At 49.1% G+C, this 23,282-nt stretch carries 15 protein-coding genes; all 15 read left to right on the forward strand.

Features of this window, described 5'->3' with window-relative positions; translation table 11 throughout:
- Positions 1–17: 17 nt before the first annotated feature.
- The gene (locus ACFQ1T_RS10315) at positions 18–560 is read left to right on the forward strand and encodes a chemotaxis protein (protein WP_194747591.1); all 543 of its coding nucleotides are present in this window, start codon (positions 18–20) and stop codon (positions 558–560) included.
- A gap of 44 nt (positions 561–604) precedes the next feature.
- Positions 605–973, forward strand: a complete 369-nt coding sequence (locus ACFQ1T_RS10320; RefSeq protein ID WP_018985223.1) for a response regulator — start codon at positions 605–607, stop codon at positions 971–973.
- Between the two features lie 30 nt (positions 974–1,003).
- Positions 1,004–3,418 carry a chemotaxis protein CheA gene (gene cheA / locus ACFQ1T_RS10325; RefSeq protein WP_379076251.1) on the forward strand — a complete coding sequence of 805 codons (2,415 nt, stop codon included), beginning with the start codon at positions 1,004–1,006 and terminating at the stop codon, positions 3,416–3,418.
- A gap of 12 nt (positions 3,419–3,430) precedes the next feature.
- Positions 3,431–3,946 carry a chemotaxis protein CheW gene (locus tag ACFQ1T_RS10330; RefSeq protein WP_018985225.1) on the forward strand — a complete coding sequence of 172 codons (516 nt, stop codon included), beginning with the start codon at positions 3,431–3,433 and terminating at the stop codon, positions 3,944–3,946.
- 72 nt (positions 3,947–4,018) lie between these two features.
- Positions 4,019–6,628: a methyl-accepting chemotaxis protein gene (locus tag ACFQ1T_RS10335; RefSeq protein ID WP_379076254.1), complete on the forward strand. Its 2,610-nt coding sequence runs from the start codon at positions 4,019–4,021 to the stop codon at positions 6,626–6,628.
- A 340-nt stretch (positions 6,629–6,968) separates the two neighbouring features.
- Positions 6,969–9,752: a methyl-accepting chemotaxis protein gene (locus tag ACFQ1T_RS10340; protein WP_379076257.1), complete on the forward strand. Its 2,784-nt coding sequence runs from the start codon at positions 6,969–6,971 to the stop codon at positions 9,750–9,752.
- Positions 9,753–10,035: 283 nt separating this feature from the next.
- Positions 10,036–12,762: a methyl-accepting chemotaxis protein gene (locus ACFQ1T_RS10345; protein WP_379076260.1), complete on the forward strand. Its 2,727-nt coding sequence runs from the start codon at positions 10,036–10,038 to the stop codon at positions 12,760–12,762.
- 319 nt (positions 12,763–13,081) lie between these two features.
- Positions 13,082–16,261 carry a methyl-accepting chemotaxis protein gene (locus tag ACFQ1T_RS10350; RefSeq protein ID WP_379076263.1) on the forward strand — a complete coding sequence of 1,060 codons (3,180 nt, stop codon included), beginning with the start codon at positions 13,082–13,084 and terminating at the stop codon, positions 16,259–16,261.
- A 282-nt stretch (positions 16,262–16,543) separates the two neighbouring features.
- On the forward strand, positions 16,544–18,673 hold the full coding sequence (locus ACFQ1T_RS10355) for a methyl-accepting chemotaxis protein (protein WP_379076266.1): 2,130 nt from the start codon (positions 16,544–16,546) through the stop codon (positions 18,671–18,673).
- A gap of 56 nt (positions 18,674–18,729) precedes the next feature.
- On the forward strand, positions 18,730–19,437 hold the full coding sequence (gene fae / locus ACFQ1T_RS10360) for a formaldehyde-activating enzyme (RefSeq protein ID WP_313989212.1): 708 nt from the start codon (positions 18,730–18,732) through the stop codon (positions 19,435–19,437).
- Between the two features lie 41 nt (positions 19,438–19,478).
- Positions 19,479–20,378: a CheR family methyltransferase gene (locus ACFQ1T_RS10365; protein ID WP_194746682.1), complete on the forward strand. Its 900-nt coding sequence runs from the start codon at positions 19,479–19,481 to the stop codon at positions 20,376–20,378.
- On the forward strand, positions 20,375–20,983 hold the full coding sequence (gene cheD, locus ACFQ1T_RS10370) for a chemoreceptor glutamine deamidase CheD (RefSeq protein WP_124551641.1): 609 nt from the start codon (positions 20,375–20,377) through the stop codon (positions 20,981–20,983). Before ACFQ1T_RS10365 ends, cheD begins: the two co-directional genes overlap by 4 nt.
- A gap of 26 nt (positions 20,984–21,009) precedes the next feature.
- On the forward strand, positions 21,010–22,080 hold the full coding sequence (locus tag ACFQ1T_RS10375) for a protein-glutamate methylesterase/protein-glutamine glutaminase (RefSeq protein WP_194746683.1): 1,071 nt from the start codon (positions 21,010–21,012) through the stop codon (positions 22,078–22,080).
- A gap of 112 nt (positions 22,081–22,192) precedes the next feature.
- Complete coding sequence (gene cheY / locus ACFQ1T_RS10380) at positions 22,193–22,591, forward strand: chemotaxis response regulator CheY (protein ID WP_194746684.1); 399 nt, start codon at positions 22,193–22,195, stop codon at positions 22,589–22,591.
- A 2-nt stretch (positions 22,592–22,593) separates the two neighbouring features.
- Positions 22,594–23,274 carry a protein phosphatase CheZ gene (gene cheZ / locus ACFQ1T_RS10385; RefSeq protein WP_194746685.1) on the forward strand — a complete coding sequence of 227 codons (681 nt, stop codon included), beginning with the start codon at positions 22,594–22,596 and terminating at the stop codon, positions 23,272–23,274.
- Positions 23,275–23,282 lie beyond the last annotated feature (8 nt).

Raw genomic sequence — 23,282 nt, forward strand, 5'->3', positions numbered from 1 at the left:
GGCAAGATAGGACCACTATGAAAACATTGCCCATAGAAGAACTAAGAGAGTTACTGGCTGCAGTTTCGCACCATGGTGATTGGCATTTGCTCGAAATCGAAACCGATTTACAGCAAACCAGCTTTTTGCTCAATGAGGCGATTGAAAAGCTCAGTGCCAGCTTTATGAATGTGTATGCCCAGTTAATGGAGCAACAGTCTGCCCTCCAGTTATTGGTAGAGGCAGGCAAGTTGCAGCCTGAAGAAATGCAGCAGTTGCAGGTGTTTCAGGACAATATTGGTCAGGAAGTGAATAAAGTGGTGACTGGCATGCAGTTTCAGGACATGACCAATCAATTGCTGCAACGGACGATTAATCGGGTGAACGGCTTAAAAGTGCTGTTACATGAGTTATCCAGCCATCAGTTTCCGATGGCAGCGGATGACGAGCATGAGGAAATCAGAAGCTTCATTCAGCAATTGAACCAGAATTTTGATCAGGGTAGCCAGCATTTGACCGGCAATTTACGCAAGTCAGTGAACCAGCAGGACTTGGCAACCGGTGATATCGATTTATTTTAGTCACAGCGGCGTTTTACAAAATTAGTGAAAAAGGCGAATCAAACATGGCGAAAACAATTTTAACAGTAGACGACTCCGGATCATTGCGTCAAATGGTGGCTTTTAGCCTGAAAGCGGCTGGCTATGATGTGGTACAGGCGGTCGATGGTCAGGATGGCTTGAACAAAGCAAAAGAGAAAACCGTTGACCTGGTTTTGACGGATCAGAACATGCCCGTGATGGATGGGCTGACGCTGATCACCAACCTGCGTACATTGGCTTCTTACCAGAAGGTGCCTATTTTGATGCTGACCACCGAGTCATCAGACGAAATGAAGGCAAAAGGCAAAGCGGCTGGTGCAAATGGCTGGTTGGTAAAACCATTTGATCCAAAACGTCTGATTGAAGTTGTACAAAAAGTAATTGGTGCCTAAGGGCACAAGGTTAAGGGACTGGAGTAAACAATGACAGTGGATATGAGCCAGTTTTATGAGGTGTTCTTTGACGAGGCTGAAGAGTTATTGGCCGAAGCAGAGCGCCTGTTGCTTGATATTGACGTAGAGTCACCTGATATCGAGCAGTTAAACGCGATTTTCCGTGCTGCGCACTCAATCAAAGGGGGCGCGGCAACGTTTGGCTTTATGGACATGGCAGAGATTACCCATGTTCTGGAAAACCTGCTTGATAAGATTCGCAAGCAGGAAATGGCATTGACCACAGAGCATGTGGACGCCTTTTTGGCCGCCAAAGACGTGATCAAGATGCAACTGGATGGGCATAGACATGGTTCAGCAGTAGATGCTGAGCAAGTCGGCGATGTCTCCATGATGCTGAAGTCCTTGTCTGAAGGCAAAAGCGCCATTCCCGAAGACCCTGTCATTGCAGCTGCGACACCAGAGCCGGAAGTGTTGGTCGTCGGTGCTGAAAAGCCAGCCTTGTCTGTCAGTGAAGATGAAAAAGCCAAGGGCATCACCTTATATGACGTCGGCTTGCCGGTAGTTACCGAGCGCGACTTGGCAAACTTGAAAGACGAGTTAGCCTTGTTAGGTGAGGTGGCCGTGTATCAGCGTGCGCCAGGCTCACATGCACTGTTGGTTAAAACCGATTCGAGTGCAGATGACATTGTTTCGATTTGTTCCTTTATTGTAGACCCTGACGCACTGGTGATTCAGGTAGCGAGCGAGGCCGCCAAAGCGCCAGAAGCCGCCGCCGCGCCAGAGCCTGCGCCTGCAGCTGCCGTCGCGGTTGCCGCACCCGTTGAGGAAGATCTGGGCTATGGCTTCTTCGATGATGATCCGATTATCAAGCCTGAAGCAACAGCGGAGGCCGCCCCGGTTCAGCCGGTCGCTGCAGAAGTGACTGGTAATGGCAAAGTTCAGGTGGCTGAAGAAATGGGCTATGGCCTGTTTGGCACTAATAATGAGGAGCGTCAGGAGGATGGTTACGGCTTCTTTGCCCCATTCAAGCCACACCCAGATGCCCCCAAAGCACAATTGATCGGTGACGATACTGCCGTCGCAGCGCAAGCTGCGGCAACACCGGCGCCTGCACAAGTGGCTGAAGCGGCGCCTAAAGAAGTGAAAGAGGACCGCAGGTCACAACAACGCCGTGAGTCCGATAAACCGGCGGCAGCGCAAAATGCAGAAAGCAGCTCCATCCGTGTCGGGATTGAAAAAGTTGACCAGTTAATTAATCTGGTTGGCGAGCTGGTGATTACCCAGGCCATGATTGAACAGCGTGTCAATGCACTGGACCCTGTGGATAACGAAGCACTGATTAATAGTGTCAGCCAACTGACTCGTAACACACGTGACCTGCAAGAGTCCGTGATGTCTATCCGTATGATGCCGATGGACTTTGTATTCTCACGCTTCCCTCGTATGGTGCGTGACCTGGCAGGCAGGTTGGGCAAAAAAGTGGACTTTGTCACTAGCGGTGCCACGACAGAGCTCGACAAGAGCCTGATTGAGCGGATTGTGGATCCTCTGACCCATTTGGTGCGTAACAGTGTAGACCATGGTATTGAAAAACCGGAAGTGCGTAAACAGCTAGGCAAAGCCGAGAATGGCACGTTGACCCTGTCTGCGGCACACAAGGGCGGCAGCATCGTGATTGAAGTCACCGATGATGGTGGCGGCCTCAACCGCGACAAGATTCTGGCTAAAGCCATGTCTAACGGCTTGCCAGTCAGTGAAAGCATGTCTGACGCTGACGTTTATAGTTTGATTTTTGCCCCGGGCTTTTCTACCGCTGAGGTGGTGACTGATGTGTCTGGCCGCGGGGTTGGCATGGATGTGGTGAAACGGAATATCACGGCCATGGGCGGCAATATTGAAATCCGCTCTGCGCTGGGCTATGGCACGACCATCTCGATTTCCTTGCCACTGACGCTGGCCATCTTGGATGGCATGTCGGTGTCGCTGGACAAGAGCGTCTATGTGGTGCCACTGAACCTGATTGTTGAAACCTTGCAACCTCGTGCAGAAGACCTGAAAACGGTCACAGGCGAGGGGCTGATGGTGCATGTCCGTGGAGAATATCTGCCGATTATCGCCTTGCATGCCTTGTTTAACCATCCTACCCAGATCACCAATCCGACCGATGGTGTCTTGTTGATCCTGGAAGCCGATGGCAAAAAATCTGCCCTGTTTGTAGACCGTCTGGTTGGTCAGCAGCAAGTGGTGATCAAGAGCCTGGAAACCAACTTCAAACGTATTCCCGGCGTCTCTGGCGCCACCATTATGGGCGACGGTTCAGTAGCACTGATTCTGGATGTACCGGCGATTATCCAAATGGGACAAACCACGAATTACGTGACTGGTGGCGTTGCTTTTTCCAGCCAGAATTACCCAACCTCAAAAAATCACATCAATGCATAAGGAGTATATGCAATGAGCACTACGACAGAAATGAACAATGCCTTAAGCGGTAACGCAGGTAGCGGCCTGAAAACAGCCGCTGGCGAGTACCTGACCTTTGTCCTGGGCAGCGAACAATATGGTATCGAGATTCTCAAGGTACAGGAAATTCGCGGATATGATGCAGTCACCCAGATCGCCAACATGCCTTCGTTTATCAAAGGCGTCATTAACTTGCGCGGCAAGATCGTGCCGATTGTAGACCTGCGTATCAAGTTTAACTTGGGCAAGGTCGAGTATAACGAATTCACCGTGGTGATTATCCTCAACCTCAATGGCCGCATTGTTGGCATTGTTGTGGATGGCGTGTCCGATGTCCGTGAGTTACGTGAGGAGCACTTACGTGAAGTGCCTTCGCTGGTCACACGCATAGACACAAAATACATCGTTGGATTGGCAACCATTGAGCAGGAAATGCTGATCCTGGTTGACATCGAAAAACTGATGACCAGCGATGAAATGCAGCTGATAGATAGCGCGGTACATTAATACTAAACCGGCAACCATAATAAAAAACATAAATTCGGCCACTCTTCGATAGAGCTAATTCAAGGATAAAAAATGTTTTCTACAATCATTAACAAGTTGGCAGCAGGCACTCGGGGTTATCAGGATACATTAAACCAAGTGGCGGAATTTAGTGCACTCAAGGCAGAAATCAACAAAGCGAGAGCCATTGTTGAGCTGGATGCCAAGGGAAAAATCAGCCATGTGAACGACAATCTGTGTCAATCACTGGGATACCAAACAAATGAGCTGGTAGGGCAGCATCATCGCAGTTTATTAGCTCAGTCTGAATCGAATACTCCCGAGTACGAACAGTTCTGGGCTGCCTTGCAGTCTGGTCAATCTCAAGTGGGGTCATTCAAGCTGGTCAATAAAGGCGGGCAGGATACCTGGTTTCAGGGATATTACGCGCCTGTGATGCAAGGCACACAGTTGCGTAAAGTGGTGGCCTACTTAACGGATATCACAGCGGACAAACAACGTAATCTGGTTTTGCAGGAAGAGGAAATCGCCCTGAATCAGTCTTTTGGCGTCATGGAGTGCGACATGCAGGGACATATTCTGTCCTGCAATGAGATGTTTTTGGGTCCGCTTGAATACCGCCACGAAGAGGTTCTTGGAAAGCATGTCTCCATGCTCATCAATCAATCCACCTCACAAAGCGATGAATACAAGCAGATGTGGAAAAAGTTGGTCCAAGGACAAAACGCTAAGCTTGAAATTTGCCGTGTTTCCAAAACAGGTAAAGAATACTGGTTTAGTTCGAGCTATGTACCGATCAAGGATGCTACTGGTGAGCCGGTCAAAGTTAAAGTCTATTCTTATTGCATCACCGCTGAAAAACAAAAGCAACTGGACTTCGAGGGTCAGGTTGCTGCAGTGAACAGTGCACAGGCAGTCATTCAGTTTGACATGTCTGGCAACATCTTGTCTGCGAATAAAATTTTCCTGGATCTGGCAGGCTATGAGCTCTCAGAGATTGTTGGCAAGCATCACAGCATTTTGGTCAGCGAACGCTATAAAAACAGTGAAGCATACAAAGACTTCTGGGCCAAACTGAAGCGAGGTGAAAGCGACGCAGGCGTCTACCATCGGTATAGCAAGCAAGGCAAGGATATCTATCTGCAGGCAGCTTACAGTCCTATCTTGGGTCTGGACGGTAAACCGGAAAAAGTCGTGAAGTTTGCCACAGATATTACCAAGGCGGTATTGGCCGACCAACAGCAAAAAGTGAAAGCGCTTGAAGCTTCCATGATCAAGCAGGCGCTCGAGTCTTCTTCAAATAATTTGATGGTGGCTAATAATGATGGCGTGATTACCTATATGAATCCAACCACATTGAGTTTAATGCGGGAGTCTGCGGACACGTTCAAATCTATCTTCCCAGCGTTTGATCCTGAAAAACTGATTGGTCAAAATTTTGATCTGTTTCATAAAAATCCGGCTCATCAACGCAATCTATTGGCCAGCCTGACCAGCAAGCACGTGGCTGAGCTGCCCATTGGAAATATGTTTTTCCGTCTGACTGCCAATCCATTGATTGACGAAAATGGTGAGCGCATGGGCAGTGTGGTTGAATGGGTCAATTTGACAGAAGAAAAACGTCTTGAAAATGAAATTAAAACGGTGGTTGAAAATGCTGTAGATGGCGACCTTTCTTCCAGATTGGATGAAAGTAAAGCAAAAGGCTCATCTGTGAAAATCATGGTGGCTATTAACCAGTTGCTGGATACTTTTAGCGACATATTGGTGCGTGTCCGCGAAGCAGGTGAAACCATAAATACAGCTGCCCATGAAATCTCCAGTGGTAACAATGACCTCTCCAGCCGGACGGAGCAACAGGCTTCCAACCTCGAGGAAACAGCTTCCAGCATGGAACAGTTGGCCTCTACTGTGAAACAGAATGCCGAGAATGCGCGCCAGGCAAATCAGATGGCTGAAGCAGCTTCGCAAGTGGCGATTCGCGGCGGTGACGTTGTAGGCAACGTAGTGACGACCATGAGCGCCATTAATGAAAGTGCCCACAAGATCGAAGATATTATTTCGGTGATTGATGGTATCGCGTTCCAGACCAATATCCTGGCCTTGAACGCGGCGGTTGAAGCCGCACGTGCCGGCGAGCAGGGCAGAGGCTTTGCCGTGGTAGCTGGCGAGGTACGCAACCTTGCACAACGCTCGGCTAGTGCAGCCAAGGAAATCAAGGAGTTGATTACCGATTCAGTGAATAAAACGGCTGATGGGACCAAACTGGTGCAAACGGCTGGTGAAACCATGCATGAAGTCGTCACTTCAGTACAGCGAGTGACCGATATCATGAGTGAAATTACGGCGGCATCTGCAGAACAAAGCTCCGGGATTAACCAAGTCAACGATGCCGTGAACCATATGGATGAGGTGACACAACAGAATGCAGCCCTGGTAGAAGAAGCGGCAGCAGCAGCGGAGTCACTGGTAGAGCAAGCATCCAACCTCATGGATACAGTAAACAGGTTTAAACTGCGCGGCTCAAGCCAAGCAACACATGCACAGGTTCGTCCTGCGGCGACCAGCCGTGCGCCGGTAGCCTCCATGCCTGCGCGCCAGCCCAAGCCTGCTGCAGCCAGTCATCAACCCGTTAAAGCCGCGAAAACTGGCACTGATAATCAGGATTGGGAAGAGTTCTAATGATCTAATGCAGTCAAAAAAAGGGGCGCATGATGGATGTGATTCATACCATGGTTGAAAAACTCATTGAGGCATTGAAACTTTGGGCGTCTTTGTTGATTGGTTATCCTATGTGATGCATAGTCAATACTTCTTCCCGCAGCCTCATATTTTGAGTGCCTAGCATCATGAAAAGCCGACCTGCTGGTCGGCTTTTTCTTTGGCTAAATGAGGTATTGAAGCAAGAATACCCGTTTCTTTTACACATTCGATTTTGCAGCAATGGATTAGACTGCATGATAGAAGTAATAAATGAAATTTCGTCCTAGTGAAACTACAAATTTGCGAAAGAGATCTGATTATGAAAATCAACTTACCAGTGACTCAAAAAGAGATTGAGCTTAAAGAGGGGGCCTCTATCGTATCCAAAACCGATTTGAAAGGAGCAATTACCTATATCAATCGGGAGTTTCTTGAGATCAGTGGATTCAGCGAATCCGAACTGGTCGGAAAAAATCATAACATTATTCGTCATCCGGATATGCCATCTGCGGCATTTGAGGACTTGTGGCGTACGGTTAAGGCAGGCAAACCATGGAATGGCATGGTGAAAAACCGTTGTAAAAATGGCGATCACTACTGGGTAGAAGCCAATGTGACGCCTATTCGTGAAGGTAAAGCCGTCGTCGGCTACATGTCCGTACGTAACAAGGTCACCCGTGGGCAGATTGAACAGGCCGAAAAGCTTTACCAACAAATGCGTGACGGCAAATTGCCCAAGCCCGCTTGGACTGAAATACTGGCTGCAAAAGTCCATGACTTACCGGTCATGTATAAACTGTCAGCAGCCATGTTGACACCAGTTGCTGTCATCTCTGGCTTTAATCTTTATCATCACCATGCGGACGCATGGCTGGGGATGGGGCTTGGTTTGACGACAGCCTTGGTGGCGGGAGGCTTATTCTCACACAAGCTGAAAAAATCAGTTTCTGTGATGGCTGATGCTATTCAAGGCTTGGCTGGTGGTGAACTCAACTTCAAGATCGACACCCGTGGCAATGATGAATTTGGCAGTTTGATGAAGACACTCAAATCCATGCAAATCAAGATCGGATTTGATGTGAACGACTCCAGAAAAATGGCGGAAGAAGCAGGCAGACTGCAAGCAGCACTCGATCAGAGTACTACCGCCTTTACCTATAGTGACAGTCGCCAGCAACTGCAATACATGAATGACGCGGCGCGTAACCTGTGGGAGGAAATGACGAATGAAATTGCCAAAACCCACCCCGAGTTTAAAGTGGATGGCATGATTGGGCACAATTTGGCAAATTATCTGCCTGAGGATATCCGGCCAACATTTTTAGAAGTTTCAAAAATCCCCAGGGTAATTGAGCTTTCTATGTACGGTAAGAAAATACAAGTTGCCGTGATCTCTGCATTCAACGCTCAAGGAGAGTATCTTGGCCGCATGACGCAATGGGAAGATAAAACAACGGAGCATATAGGGCAGCAGGAAGTATTCAGGCTGGTCAATTCTGCTGCGGCAGGTAATCTTAAAGAGCGTGTTGATATCAGCAAGCTTCCGGTGGGATTTGTCAAACAAATCGGCGAGGGTATTAATCAGATACTGGATGCGTTGATTACGCCCTTGAATGTGGCGGCCAAATACGTGGCCGACATTTCACAAGGCCATATCCCGGCCAAGATCACAGATCACTACAATGGTGACTTCAATACCATTAAAGACAACCTTAACCAGTGTATTGACGCCGTCAACGCCCTGGTGGCAGACGCCAACATGCTGTCACAAGCAGCCGTCGATGGCCAGCTCTCAACCCGAGCCGATGCTGGCAAACACAATGGCGACTTCCGCAAGATTGTCGAAGGCGTCAACAACACCCTGGATTCGGTGATTGGCCCATTGAATGTGGCTGCGAACTACGTAGACCGTATCTCCAAAGGCGATATCCCTGAGCGGATTACCGACCACTACAATGGTGACTTCAATGAACTGAAGAACAACCTCAATACCTGTATTGATGCGGTCAACATGCTGGTCGCTGATGCTGACCTGCTGACTGAAGCCGCAAACGATGGACGCATCACTGTCCGTGCGGATGTCGACAAACACAATGGCGAATTCCGCAAGATCATCGAAGGGGTGAACAACACACTGGACATGATCGTAGAACCGATTATTGCGGTGACAGAGGCGGTGGAAACCATTACTACCGCTGCCAATGAAATCTCCAGCGGTAACTCAGACTTGTCTGCGCGTACTGAGCAACAGGCTTCCAGCCTGGAGCAAACTGCAGCCAGCATGGAAGAGTTGGCCTCTACCGTGAAACAGAATGCTGAGAACGCCAAACAGGCAAACCAGCTAGCACTGACGGCTTCAGGCGTCGCCGTTAAAGGCGGTGAAGTGGTCAATGAAGTGGTTGCCACCATGAGTGCAATCAACGAAAGTGCGAAGAAGATCGAAGACATTATTTCTGTCATTGACGGTATCGCCTTCCAGACCAACATCCTGGCCTTGAATGCGGCGGTAGAAGCAGCACGTGCAGGTGAGCAGGGCCGTGGCTTTGCGGTTGTGGCAGGGGAAGTACGTAACCTGGCCCAGCGTTCAGCCAGTGCGGCGAAAGAGATCAAAGAACTGATTACTGACTCTGTGAATAAAACCACAGAAGGCACCAAGCTGGTTGAGAATGCCGGGAACACCATGGAAGAGGTGGTTTCCTCCGTCCAACGTGTGGCTGACATTATCAGCGAGATCTCAGCAGCGTCTACTGAACAGACCACAGGGATTGACCAGGTGAACCAGGCGGTGACCAGCATGGATGAAACCACGCAGCAGAATGCGGCGCTGGTCGAGGAAGCTGCCGCAGCAGCTGAATCATTGGTTGATCAGGCCAATCAGCTGGCAGATGTGATCAGTAAGTTCAAGCTGGAAGGAAAAGGTAATACCGGCTTTACTGCAACGCTCAAATCAACTTCTGGTAGCAGTGGATATTCAGCACCGCGGCCTGCTGCTGCTTCGCGTTCCAGCCATGTCAATAAACAGCCGACCTCGAAACCTCCCGCTAGTGCGACGAAAGTCCCTGTAAAGACAGGCACTGACGATTCGGATTGGGAAGAGTTCTAGTCATTTGTCACAATCACAAGCCGGCTGCTAAACAGCCGGTTTTTTTATGATGCCGACTAGATCATATTTGCATTTTAAGGGGATAAATCAAAGACATAAAAAGGATAGGTTTTAAGTGTTTCTTTAGGGGATGCTTGAGGCGCGGAAAATTGCAATATAGCAATATATTTTCGAAAAAGTGTTTGTTTTGGAAAGACATGTCTGGCGATGTGCATGATATTGATCTTTTTACTTTTTAAACAAGCACTTGGCAGAGGCGTCATCAAACACTAAGGATGGATAAATGTTTGGAAACATGAGAGTAAAGAAAAGCCTGATGGTCGGTTTTGGTAGCATGATTCTGCTGATGGCAGGATTAACTTTTATTGGAATTGACCGTGTACGTGAAATCGACGATACGCTGACTGAAATCAATGATGTGAATAGCGTTAAGCAGCGCTATGCCATTAATTTTCGCGGCAGCGTGCATGACCGGGCGATTAGTTTACGGGATGTGACGCTAGAGACATCCAGTGCTGAAGTAGATAAGTCCATCAGTGATATCCGGCGATTGGCGGTTGCTTATGAAGAGAGTGCGGCCAAGCTGGATACTATCTTTAAAGCGGATGCGACCGTGACGGCTGATGAAAAGGAAATTCTCACGCACATCAAGTCTATCGAGGCAAAAACATTACCGGTGATTGAACGTGTGATTGCGTTACGCAATGCAGGTGATGACGAGCAAGCGAAAAGTCTGTTAATGAGTGAAGCCAAGCCCTTGTTTGTAGAATGGCTCAAAACCATTAACCAGTTTATTGATTATCAGGAGGCATTAAACAAAACGGCTTCAGCGCAAGCCAAGTCTGTCGCTTCCGGGTTTTCCATACTGATGCAAATTGCATTGGGGATTGCCATTCTCATCGCTGGATGGATGGCTATTTCAATCTCTAAATCCCTGCTTAACCGTTTAGGCGCAGATCCGTTGGAACTCACTGAGTTTGCCAAAAAAATTGGCGAAGGAGATTCTGATTTTGCCGTACCTCTGGTTGAACATGACCAAAGCAGTGTTGCCTACCAGCTACAACGCATGCGGCAACATGTGCTAAAAGTCATCAGCGAAATGAAGGATGTCGCGGATGCGCAAGCCAATGGTGAGATTGATCGCCGTATTCACAGTGCACAACACCAAGGAATGTTTAAAGACATGGCTGAAGGTGTCAATCAAATGCTGGATGACCAACATACGTCGACCCGCAAGGTGATGGCTGTGATCAACGGTTTTGGCAATGGTGACTTTGCTATTCCGCTTGAAACATTCAAAGGTAAAAAAGCTGAGATCAATCGTGATATTGAACAAGTCAGGGCTAATTTGACCAATATCATTTCCGATTTAAACCAGATGTCTGCTGCCCATCGCCAGGGCAATATCAGCTATTTTATTGACCCTGCCAAATACAAAGGCCATTTCAGTTCACTGGCTGAAGGGGTTAACGGCATGGTGCAGGAATATATCGAAGAAAATAAAACCGTGACTGATTGTATTTTGCAATTTGGTGAAGGCAATTTCTCCGCCACCATCAAGGAATTCCCCGGAGAAAAAGCGTTTATCAACAAGAGCGTCAAGAAGATTGGCGGCAACCTCAAAGGCTTGATTGATTCGGTGAACTGGGTCAGTAATGCGCATGAGCAAGGTGAAATTGATGCCATGCTACGTGATGACATGTTTAAAGGCGATTTCAGTACGCTGGCCAAGTCTGTGAACAATATGGTGACTGGCTTGTTGGAAATGAACCAGCAATCCATGCAGGTCGTGAAGGGATTTGGCGAAGGCAACTTCGACATTCCACTTCAGCGCTGGCCAGGTAAAAAAGGCGAGATAAACGATACGGTTGAGCAAGTTCGCGCTAACCTGAAAGGGCTGATTGGGGACATCAACGGCCTGACCGAAGCTGCAGGCGAAGGCCGCATTTCAGTGCGGGCTGACGCTTCCCAGCATAAAGGCGATTTCCGCAAAATTGTCGAAGGCGTGAACCACACCCTGGACATGATTGTAGAGCCGATCATTGCGGTGACTGAAGCCGTCGAAACCATCACCACTGCGGCCAATGAAATTTCCAGCGGTAACGCAGATCTTTCCGCCCGTACCGAGCAACAGGCTTCCAGCCTGGAGCAAACGGCGGCAAGCATGGAGGAGTTGGCATCCACGGTTAAACAGAATGCCGACAACGCTAAACAAGCCAACCAGCTGGCACTGACAGCGTCTGGTGTCGCGGTTAAAGGTGGACAGGTGGTGAATGAAGTGGTTGCCACCATGAGTGCGATTAACGAGAGTGCCAAGAAGATCGAGGACATCATCTCGGTCATTGACGGCATTGCCTTCCAGACCAATATCCTGGCCTTGAACGCGGCAGTTGAAGCGGCGCGTGCAGGGGAACAGGGCCGTGGTTTTGCGGTTGTAGCGGGTGAAGTACGTAATCTGGCCCAGCGTTCAGCCAGTGCTGCGAAAGAGATTAAAGAGCTGATTGCAGACTCTGTAAATAAAACCACTGAAGGCACCAAGCTGGTTGAAAATGCCGGTAGCACGATGGACGAGGTGGTCTCCTCTGTGCAACGTGTGGCTGACATTATCAGTGAAATCTCTGCTGCCTCTATTGAGCAAACCACCGGCATTGAGCAGGTGAACCAGGCAGTGACCAGCATGGATGAAACCACGCAACAGAATGCAGCCTTGGTTGAAGAAGCGGCCGCTGCGGCTGAATCCCTGGTTGATCAGGCCAATCAGCTGGCGGATGTGGTCAGCCAGTTCAAGCTGGAGAGGGGCGCGGGATCAGGCTTTACCGCCTCACCTAAGTCTCAAGCCAAGGGAAGTGTTTCTTCAACACCGCGAAGCATGCCTCAGCATGGCTCGGGACGACCGGTTCCAGCCCCCTCCGGCTATGTGGATAAACCCCAGCGTGCTCAAGCGACGGCCAGTCCACCTAGGCTCACTGCCAAAACCGGCACGGATAATTCGGATTGGGAAGAGTTTTGACCTAAGTCATCTTCAGAAACGGCTGCTTCGGCAGCCGTTTTTTTGTGTCTGCACTTCATTGGGCATGGTTTGTACAACCTCATGCCTGAATGACTTTAAACAGAACCATAAAAATACGTTTTACATTCAATTTGGATATTTATCTTTAGCGGGATAATGATTACATAAACAGTGAATAAAAAATCTTATAAACGGATTTTATTATTCATATAAAAATTGGCTTTACGGTCATTGATTGACTTCAAGCTAGAAATAACTCGGAAGAGCAGTGCGTCAGCAATGCACGCCCCCTATTTATTTTTATGCAAAGGAAGTCAATATGCAGTTGTCTCAGCGCTTTCAATCTATTCAGGGCAAAATCGTCCTGATGGCAGGGCTGTCCATTCTGGTTAGCGGCAGCATTCTCGTCGGATCCTCTTATCTCTCAGCTAAAAACAATCAGCAACTGGTGTCTGAAAACGTATCGTTGTTAGTCAACGAAGGCACCAAAAACAGCTTGAAGAATCTGGCTGGCTCTGAAGCAGGAAAAATCCAGGCCAAGTTTGATGTCGCACTGGATGCGGCACGCACGATGGCAAATACTTTTGTGTTGAGTAAAGAGGGTTCCGTGGCACTGGGGCGTGACCAGATTAATGCCATCTTGCTCAATGTGCTGAAACAAAACCCAGAGTTCAATGGCACTTATAGTTGTTGGGAGCCGGATGCGCTTGATGGTAAAGATGACGCTTTTAAAACCGGCAGAGATGGCAACAATAGCCTCACCGGCCGTTTTACGCCTTATTGGAACCGTGATGAAAGCGGACGGATTGCGGTGCAACCACTGGTGGAGTATGACACGCTGGACAAGCACCCCAATGGTGTCATGAAAGGCGGCTGGTATCTTGGCCCCAAAACAAACCATACCGAAAGTGTATTGGACCCATTTCCTTATATTGTGCAAGGCAAATCTGTATGGCTGACCACGCTGTCGGTGCCCATTATCAAGAACGGCAAGTTTTATGGTGTCGCCGGGACTGACTACAATCTGGACTTTGTGCAAAAAACCGCTGAAGGTGCCAGCAAGAATCTGTTTGACGGCAAGGGCGAAGTGGTTATCGTCAGTAATATGGGGCTGATTGTGGCCGATAGCCGTAATCCAGGCTTGATTGGCCAGCCCTTTGGCAAAATTGTTGGCGACAGCAGCGCAAAGTATCTCCAAGAAATTCAGTCTGGTCGAGATATGGCAGCCATTGATGAGCAGGCTGGTCAAATGATGGCGCTCGCCCCCATTATGTTGGGCCGCACTGGCAAACCTTGGTCTGTCCTGATTAAAGTACCAACCGCCGTCGTGCTGGCAGAAGCGCAAGCGCTTGATCAACGATTGTCTAGCGGTGCGAATCAAGCCGCTTTATGGCAGTTATTGTTAGGCTTGATGGTGACGGCAACCGGGATTGCGGTCATCTGGTTTTCAGCCGCAAAAATTGCAAAACCCATACGTGAAGCCGCCCAGGTTGCACAGGACTTATCACTAGGTAGAACAGATGTCGTGATTGAGGTGCATAGCCAGGATGAAACCGGCCAGTTAATGACGGCCATGCAAAGCATGGTCAAGTCGATTAAGTTACTCATTCATGATACCCATGGCCTGGCACAATCTGCGGTACAAGGCAATCTCTCTACACGGGCAGACATTCAGCCGCATCAAGGCGATTTCCGCAAAGTGGTTGAGGGGATAAACGAGACACTGGATGCAGTTGTAACGCCTTTGGGTGTGGCTGCGAGCTATGTGGAACAGATCGCCAAAGGTGAAATTCCAGAAAAGATTACGGCTGACTATAAAGGCGATTTTAACGCCATTAAAAACAACCTGAACCAGTGTATAGAGACCATTAATAGTATGGTGTATGACACTGAAGAATTGGTGCACGCAGCGGTAGAAGGCCGTTTATCCACCCGTGCGGATGCAAGCAAGCATCAAGGTGACTTCCGCAAGATTGTCCAGGGCGTGAACGAGACGCTGGATGCGGTGATTGACCCCCTCAACGTGGCGGCCCAATATGTGTCCGATATCTCCAAGGGCAATATCCCGGCCAAGATTACCGACCACTACAATGGTGACTTCAACACGATTAAAGACAACCTCAACCAGTGTATAGACGCCGTCAATGCGCTGATTAGCGATGCCGACATGCTGTCACAAGCCGCGGTCGATGGCAGACTCACCACCCGTGCCGATGCCAGCAAGCACAATGGCGACTTCCGCAAGATTGTTGAAGGCGTCAACAACACCCTGGATTCCGTGATTGGACCATTGAATGTGGCTGCGAACTACGTAGACCGCATCTCCAAAGGCGACATCCCTGAGCGGATTACCGACCATTACAATGGCGACTTTAACGAGCTCAAGAACAACCTCAATACCTGTATTGAAGCGGTCAACCTGCTCGTCAACGACGCCAATCAACTGGCCGAAGCCGCAAAAGAAGGACGCATCACCGTGCGTGCTGATGTCGACAAACACAATGGCGACTTCCGCAAGATCATTGCAGGCGTGAACAACACGCTGGACATGATCGTAGAACCGATCATTGCGGTGACTGAAGCCGTCGAAACCATCACCACTGCCGCCAATGAAATCTCCAGCGGTAACTCAGACCTGTCTGCGCGTACCGAGCAGCAAGCCTCCAGCCTGGAAGAAACTGCCGCCAGCATGGAACAACTGGCTTCGACCGTGAAACAGAACGCTGACAACGCCAAACAGGCCAACCAGCTGGCGCTGACCGCCTCAGGCGTTGCCGTCAAAGGTGGCCAGGTTGTTAATGAAGTGGTTGCCACCATGAGTGCGATCAACGAAAGTGCCAAGAAGATCGAAGACATTATTTCGGTGATCGACGGCATTGCCTTCCAGACCAACATCCTGGCGCTGAACGCAGCGGTAGAAGCCGCGCGAGCAGGTGAGCAGGGCAGAGGCTTTGCGGTGGTCGCGGGTGAAGTACGTAATCTGGCGCAACGCTCAGCCAGTGCGGCAAAAGAGATCAAGGAATTGATCACCGACTCTGTGAACAAGACCACCGAAGGCACCAAACTGGTTGAGAATGCTGGTAACACCATGGAAGAAGTGGTTTCCTCAGTCCAGCGTGTGGCCGATATCATCAGTGAGATTTCAGCCGCATCTACCGAGCAGTCAACGGGCATTGACCAGGTGAACCAGGCAGTGACCAGCATGGATGAAACCACCCAGCAGAACGCAGCCTTGGTTGAAGAGGCTGCTGCTGCGGCTGAATCCTTGGTCGATCAGGCCAATCAATTAGCCGATGCCATTAGTCAGTTTAAACTGGAGGGCGTGGCCGCTGGCGGGTTTTCCAGTGCGCACGCAAACACGCACCGCGTGTCTGAGAAAAACCGTGCAGTCAACCTGACTGCCATGCATAAACATAAAGTCAGCCCAAGCCGTGGCGCTGGTGATCCGGGCAAGTTGCTCAAAACGGGCACGCACGATCATAGCTGGGAAAGTTTTTAAGCGCCAAATTGCTTTCTGTAGCAGCACATAGGGCTTAAATCCCCCTGTTTGCTGCTGCAAAGGCTAAATGGCTCGAATAATCCCCATGATCAAAACCACCCCGCCAGGTAAGTAATTACGACGATAAGAATTTCTTTAGGGGGGCAATTACCGCAAAAGAACCAAATTTCCCCTTTTTACATGCAATTCAAAAGTGGCTTGCATGCTGAATAATCGCTGACATAGGTCGATAAATAGACCAAATAATAAATTATCTGGATCTGGAAAAAAGGAGTGAAACGCATGTTCGCTGATCAATGGGGTGCGCTTGCGGGAAGACTTTCTCGTACTAAGCTTTCATTACAACTGACGATGATACTGGGCGTGCTGGTATGCAGTCTGTTGGCACCACTGGTTTTAAATACCGGTTCAGGTATGGGTTTCATGCTTCATGCAGGATTAACGCTGTTGGCCATATTCATGGCATGCGGTCTGACCGCTTCAGTGAAGCACGTGGTAGGTGGCGAGCCCTTGCAAACACTGCAAGCCGCACAATCTCTGGCGCAGGGTGACTTTGCTGAGCAGACAAGCGCAGCCACAGCCTCGGTAGCAGATGCAATCAATCAGTCAAAAGCCAGTTTTGCAAACTTCAAACAGCAATTGGCGCTGATAGAAGCTGAGCATGCCAAAGGCAACCTTAACGCGCAACTGGATGTGACTGCGTTTGCAGGGGAGCTGAGCCAGTCTGCCGCAAGCGTGAACCATCTGTTAAACATGCATGTGGCCAGTATGGAAAAAGCCGGCCGCGCCGTTGAGGCGCTGGGTCGTGGTGAGCTGAATACGCAGCTTGAACGCTTGCCAGAACATTTGCATGGCTTCAATCAAGGCTTCGATGGCCTCAAATCTAACGTACAGGCATTGATTCAGGATCTGACAGCAATGGCTAAAAACCATGCCGAAGGTGAAACGGATGCGCGTTTGAATAGCGGTCAATTACAGGGTGATTTTAAAGTGGTGGCTGACGTTGTGAATCGCATGATTCATGGCTATGTGACCGAAACCGAGCGCTTTATTGCAGTCATGGACAGTATTGGCCGGGGTGACCTGACGGCGCAACTGGAAGCCATGCCAGGCAAGAAAGCCGCCATGAACAAGAGCGTAGATCGTATCCGCGGCAACCTGAAAGGGATTGTAGACTCTGTAAACTGGGTCAATGCCGAGCACGAAAAAGGCAATATTGATATGACCCTGCGTGCAGACATGTTCAAAGGCCAGTTCTCATTATTGGCTGAAAGTATCAACAATATCGTGGCTGGACATATCGAGTTGAATCAAAAAGCCATGGCCTGCGTACAAGCGTTTGGTGATGGTAATTTTGATGCACCGCTGGAGCAGTTCCCAGGCCTCAAGGCAAAAATCAATCAAACCATAGAGCAAGTGCGCAGCAACCTGAAAGCCTTGAATGCAGACGCCCAAATGCTTGCTGAAGCCGCCAAAGAGGGCCGTGTCACCGTCCGCGCCAATGCAGACAGACACCCAGGCGATTATCGCAAGATTGTGCAAGGCATGAACAATACGCTGGACATGATTGTAGAGCCAGTGTTGACGGTGAAGACCGCAGCGGAATCTATCAATATTGCTGCCAAGGAAATTGCCCAGGGCAATGCTGACTTGAGTCGCCGTACTGAGGACCAAGCGGCCAACCTGGAAAAAACAGCTTCCAGCATGGACGAGCTCGCATCGACAGTGAAGCAGAATGCCGAAAACGCCAAGCAGGCGAATAATTTAGCTGCACAGGCCTCACAAGTTGCCGTCAAAGGTGGCGAGGTCGTCGGTGCGGTGGTGGCCACCATGAGTGATATCAATGAGAGTGCCCGCAAGATTGAAGACATTATTTCCGTGATTGATGGCATTGCCTTCCAGACCAACATTCTGGCGCTAAATGCAGCGGTAGAAGCGGCCCGGGCCGGTGAGCAAGGTCGGGGTTTTGCAGTGGTGGCGGCCGAAGTGGGTAGCCTGGCGCAACGCTCATCCGTGGCTGCACGTGAAATTAAAGAATTGATTACTGACTCCGTGAACAAAACAGCAGAAGGTAGCCGTCAGGTGCAGGAAGCTGGAAACACAATGCATGAAATCGTGGATTCCGTGAAACGGGTCAGTGTGATTATTGGTGAAATTGCATCGGCATCGAATGAGCAAAGTGCCGGCATCGCCATGGTCAACGATGCGGTGATCCGCATGGATGATGTGACGCAGCAAAACACAGCTTTGGTTGAAGAGGCTGCTGCGGCTGCAGAATCCCTGATGGATCACGCCAACGAGCTGGCTAGTGCAGTAGGGGTATTTATTGTGGATGGACAGGCAAAAGCGTCCAGCCATCGCGCAGGAAATGCAGACTGGGACGATGATTATCGTCAGGTCAGCAACGGTTAGGGCAGGGTAGCGAAAGCCCTTTAATAAAGTAGTACTTTTTATATCAGGAGTTAAAAATGGCAGTGATTGATCGAGTATTGATTGGCGAAGGTTTAGTCATCGAAGAGCGTCCAGAAGGTGGTTTGGATTTGAAAAATGTGGCCCACATTGACTTGATTATGGGTCCACGCGGTAGCGCTGCAGAAGACGCATTTTGTCGTACGCTCACCGACCAAAAACAAGGCGTAAACGGTTTGTTGGCGATTGCAGCGCCAAACATGATGGTAAAACCAAACACCGTAATGTTTAACAAGGTGACCATTAAAGATGGACGTCAGGCAACACAAATGTTTGGCCCGGCACAACGTGGTGTAGCGATGGCTGTAATGGATTGCGTCGCTGACGGCACGATCCCGCTGGAAGAGGCAGATGATGTATTTATCTGTGTTGGTGTATTCATCGACAGCAAAGCTGACATGGATGACCGTATCCAAGACTGGAACTACCGTGCAACAAAAATGGCGATTAAAGCCGCCGTTGCGCGTGAGCCTAAAGCTGCTGACGTTGTGAAGCAGTACAAGGAAGCGTTGCATCCATTTGCTGCACAAACCCCGGAAGCACAAAACCGTCGTGCTGAAGACAAAGCTGCTGCCTTAGCAATTTCTCAAATGCAAGAGCGCAGCAAGCATGCAAAAAGCAGCTATGAAACCCAAGTTAAAGATAATCAGCAAGTTGATTTGGCCATTTCACAAATGAGAGAGCGTATCAACACGACACGCGCTTAATTCTGGCAGTGTATGCCCGCGGATTTGCATAGGATAACGAAGTGAGTGCATTAAAAAAACAAGAGCAAGAAGATCGCGAGTTTTTGTTTACGCGCGATGATTTCGTCAGAATTAAAAGTCTGATTTATCGCCATGCAGGCATTTCATTATCCGATGCAAAGACCGATATGGTCTACAGCCGAATCGGCAGGCGTTTGCGCGCGCTGGACATGAATAGTTTCAAACACTATCTGGACACGCTCGAGCAGCAGAACAATGCGGATGAGTGGCAAGCATTTACCAATGCGCTAACCACTAATTTGACCTCGTTTTTTCGGGAAGAACATCATTTTCCGATTTTGGCCGAACATCTGGTGAAGCTGTCAGCCAACCGGCGAGGAAAACCGCTACGCATCTGGTGTTCTGCGGCATCGACGGGCGAAGAGCCTTATTCGATTGCGATCACCGCTTGCGAAGCGTTTAATAGCTTGAAACCGCCTGTAGAAATTGTTGCCACAGACATTGATACCAATGTGCTGGCGACGGCGAGTGCAGGCGTGTACCCGCTAGACCGGGTCAAGAAAATGGATGACGGTCGTGTACGCAAATTTTTTGAACGTGGCACAGGCAAGCATGACGGCCTGGTCCGTGTCAAAAAAGCCGCCCGTGACCTGATTCATTTTCACCAATTGAATTTACTGGATGCACAATGGCCATTTCATGATGGCTTTGATGTGATTTTTTGCCGCAATGTCATGATCTATTTTGACAAGCCGACACAAGGCAAAATCATTGAAAAATTTGTCAACCTCATGCATGAAGACAGTTTGTTATTGGCAGGCCATTCAGAAAACTTTTTGTATGTGTCCGACCACCTGCAACTGTTGGGAAAAACCGTCTATAAATTAAAAACCAGTGGCGCGGCACGTTCCAGCCTCTTTACGCATCGGAAATCGCTATGAGTGTCATGCAAGAAGAAATTTCTAACACCCTGTATTTTGACAGAACATTTAATTGCAATGCTGCCAAAATTTCACCAGGGGAGTATTACTACACAGACAAGGACATGTTGATTGTCACCGTGCTTGGGTCCTGTGTTTCTGCCTGTATCCGTGACAGCCGTACCGGCATTGGTGGCATGAACCATTTCATGTTGCCCGAGGGGGGCAGTGCAGACAAGGACAGCCCGATCTCTGAGTCGATGCGCTATGGCACTTATGCCATGGAAGTCTTGATCAACCAGCTGTTGCGTAACGGCGCCAAGCGCGAAAACCTCGAAGCTAAAATTTTTGGGGGCGGCAACGTCTTGCGCAGCTTTACCACCAATAACGTGGGTGATCGTAATGCTGCGTTTGTCAAAAAGTATCTGAAAGAAGAAGGGATTAAAGTCACCGGCGAAGATTTGCTGGATATTTATCCCCGCAAGGTTTATTTCTTTCCCAAAACCGGTAAAGTACTGGTTAAAAAGCTGAAACAATTGAACAACTACACCTTGGTCAAGCGCGAGCAAGCTTACTCCAGCAAGCTGCAAACCAACGATGTGGGTGGAGATATCGATTTGTTCTAATAATAATTAAAACAAGGGGTTATGCCATGAAAACAAAAGTGCTGGTGATTGACGACTCGGCATTGATACGCAGTTTGTTGAGCGAAATCATTAACGACACCAAGGATCTGGAAGTGGTTGGAACCGCACCGGATCCGCTGGTCGCGCGCGAGATGATCAAGCAGTTGAATCCGGATGTACTCACGCTGGATGTAGAAATGCCACGCATGGACGGTCTGGATTTTTTAGAAAAACTCATGCGTTTGCGTCCGATGCCCGTGCTTATGGTATCCACGCTGACAGAAAAAGGCTCTGAAATCACTTTGCGTGCACTGGAGCTGGGTGCCACCGACTTTGTCACCAAACCCAAAATGGGCATTACCCAGGGCATGCAGCAGTATGCCGCCGAGATTACTGACAAGATCCGTGTTGCTGCCAGGGCAAAAATCAGCACCTTGCAAAGTATTGCCAAAGCGTCTAATACGCAGATACAACAAAGTCCCATCCGCAATCCGCTCATCAGTAGTGAAAAACTGCTGATTATTGGCGCCTCTACTGGCGGCACCGAAGCGATCAAGTCCTTTTTAATGCAGATGCCTTCTGATTGCCCCGGCATTTTAATTACCCAACACATGCCTGCAGGCTTCACCAAGTCCTTTGCTAGTCGTCTGGACAGTCTGTGCAAAATTGCCGTCAAGGAAGCCGAAGATGGTGAGCGCGTATTGCCTGGCCATGCCTATATTGCGCCAGGGGATCAGCATTTACTGCTCGCCAGAAGTGGCGCCAACTATGTCACCCGTTTATCTGACGCCGAGCCGGTGAATAGACATAAGCCATCAGTCGATGTATTGTTTGATTCAGCGGCTACAAACGCCGGTAAAAACGCCGTCGGGATCATTTTAACGGGCATGGGCAAAGATGGCGCCGCGGGCATGTTGCGCATGAAGAATGCCGGCTCTTTCAATTTTGCCCAAAACGAAGAAAGCTGTGTGGTGTATGGTATGCCACGCGAAGCGGTTGCGCATGGTGGTGTTCACGAAGTCGGGCATTTAAAAGACTTGCCACGTCTGGTGCTACAACATCTTGCAACTAACAGTGAACGCGCCATTCGCGTATAGTACTGTGAGGAATAAACCGGTAAATCCCAGCTTTATCCTGATTAGCATTGACCATGGTTCGTTCCATAATACAGGCTACGGGATTAGTAATTAAATGATAGCGGAGTAACAAATGGGCAACCCAAATACTAAATTTCTGGTAGTGGATGATTTTTCTACGATGCGTAGAATTGTGCGCAACCTGCTCAAAGAACTTGGTTATAACAATGTTGAAGAAGCAGAAGATGGTGCAGATGCCCTCAACAAGTTGCGCAATGGTGACTTTGAATTCGTGGTTTCCGACTGGAATATGCCCAACATGGACGGTTTGACCATGTTGCAGAATATCCGTGCAGACAGCAAATTATCCAAATTGCCTGTATTGATGGTCACTGCCGAGGCAAAAAAAGAAAACATTATTGCTGCGGCCCAGGCCAAAGCGAGTGGCTATGTGGTGAAGCCTTTCACTGCTGCCACACTTGAAGAGAAGTTATCCAAAATCTTTGAAAAATTGGAAAAAGGCGAGGTGTAACCATGACCGAAGCGATCAATCCGAATCAGGATCATGCGGCGATGGATCTTGCCTCTAACCTGATTTCCACGATGAGTCCCAATCAGCAAGAGGAAATGATCAGCCGGATTGGACACATGACCCGCTCCTTGCACGATAATCTGAGTGCGCTGGGCTATGACAAGGTGCTGGAACAAGTTGCGCAGGAAATTCCTGATGCCAGAGACCGTTTAAGTTATGTGGCAAAAATGACTGAACAGGCGGCTGAGCGTGTGCTGAACGCCACTGATCTGGCCACGCCTTTACAGTCAGAGTTATCTGATCGAGCTGCGGTGTTGAAGCAACGCTGGGAAGAGGTCATGCAGCGTGCTTCGCTCAAATCGGAATACGATGCTGTTGTCCATGAAACACTGGAATATATGTCACTGGTCAGTCAACACACATCGACGACCAAATCGTTACTGATGGATATCATGATGGCGCAGGACTTTCAGGATCTGACCGGCCAGGTGATCAAAAAAGTGACCTCACTGGCACAAGACCTGGAGAGACAATTGGTGCAAGTGTTGGTAGATTTTTCTCCTGCGGCCAAAAAAGACGAGGACTCCTTGATGAATGGTCCACAAATTGATCCACATAACACCGTGGATGTGGTCGCCAATCAGGAACAGGTGGATGATCTGCTCGAAAGCCTGGGCTTTTAATTCACAGC

The organism is Methylophilus glucosoxydans (genome assembly GCF_042676145.1).
Lineage (GTDB): Bacteria > Pseudomonadota > Gammaproteobacteria > Burkholderiales > Methylophilaceae > Methylophilus > Methylophilus glucosoxydans.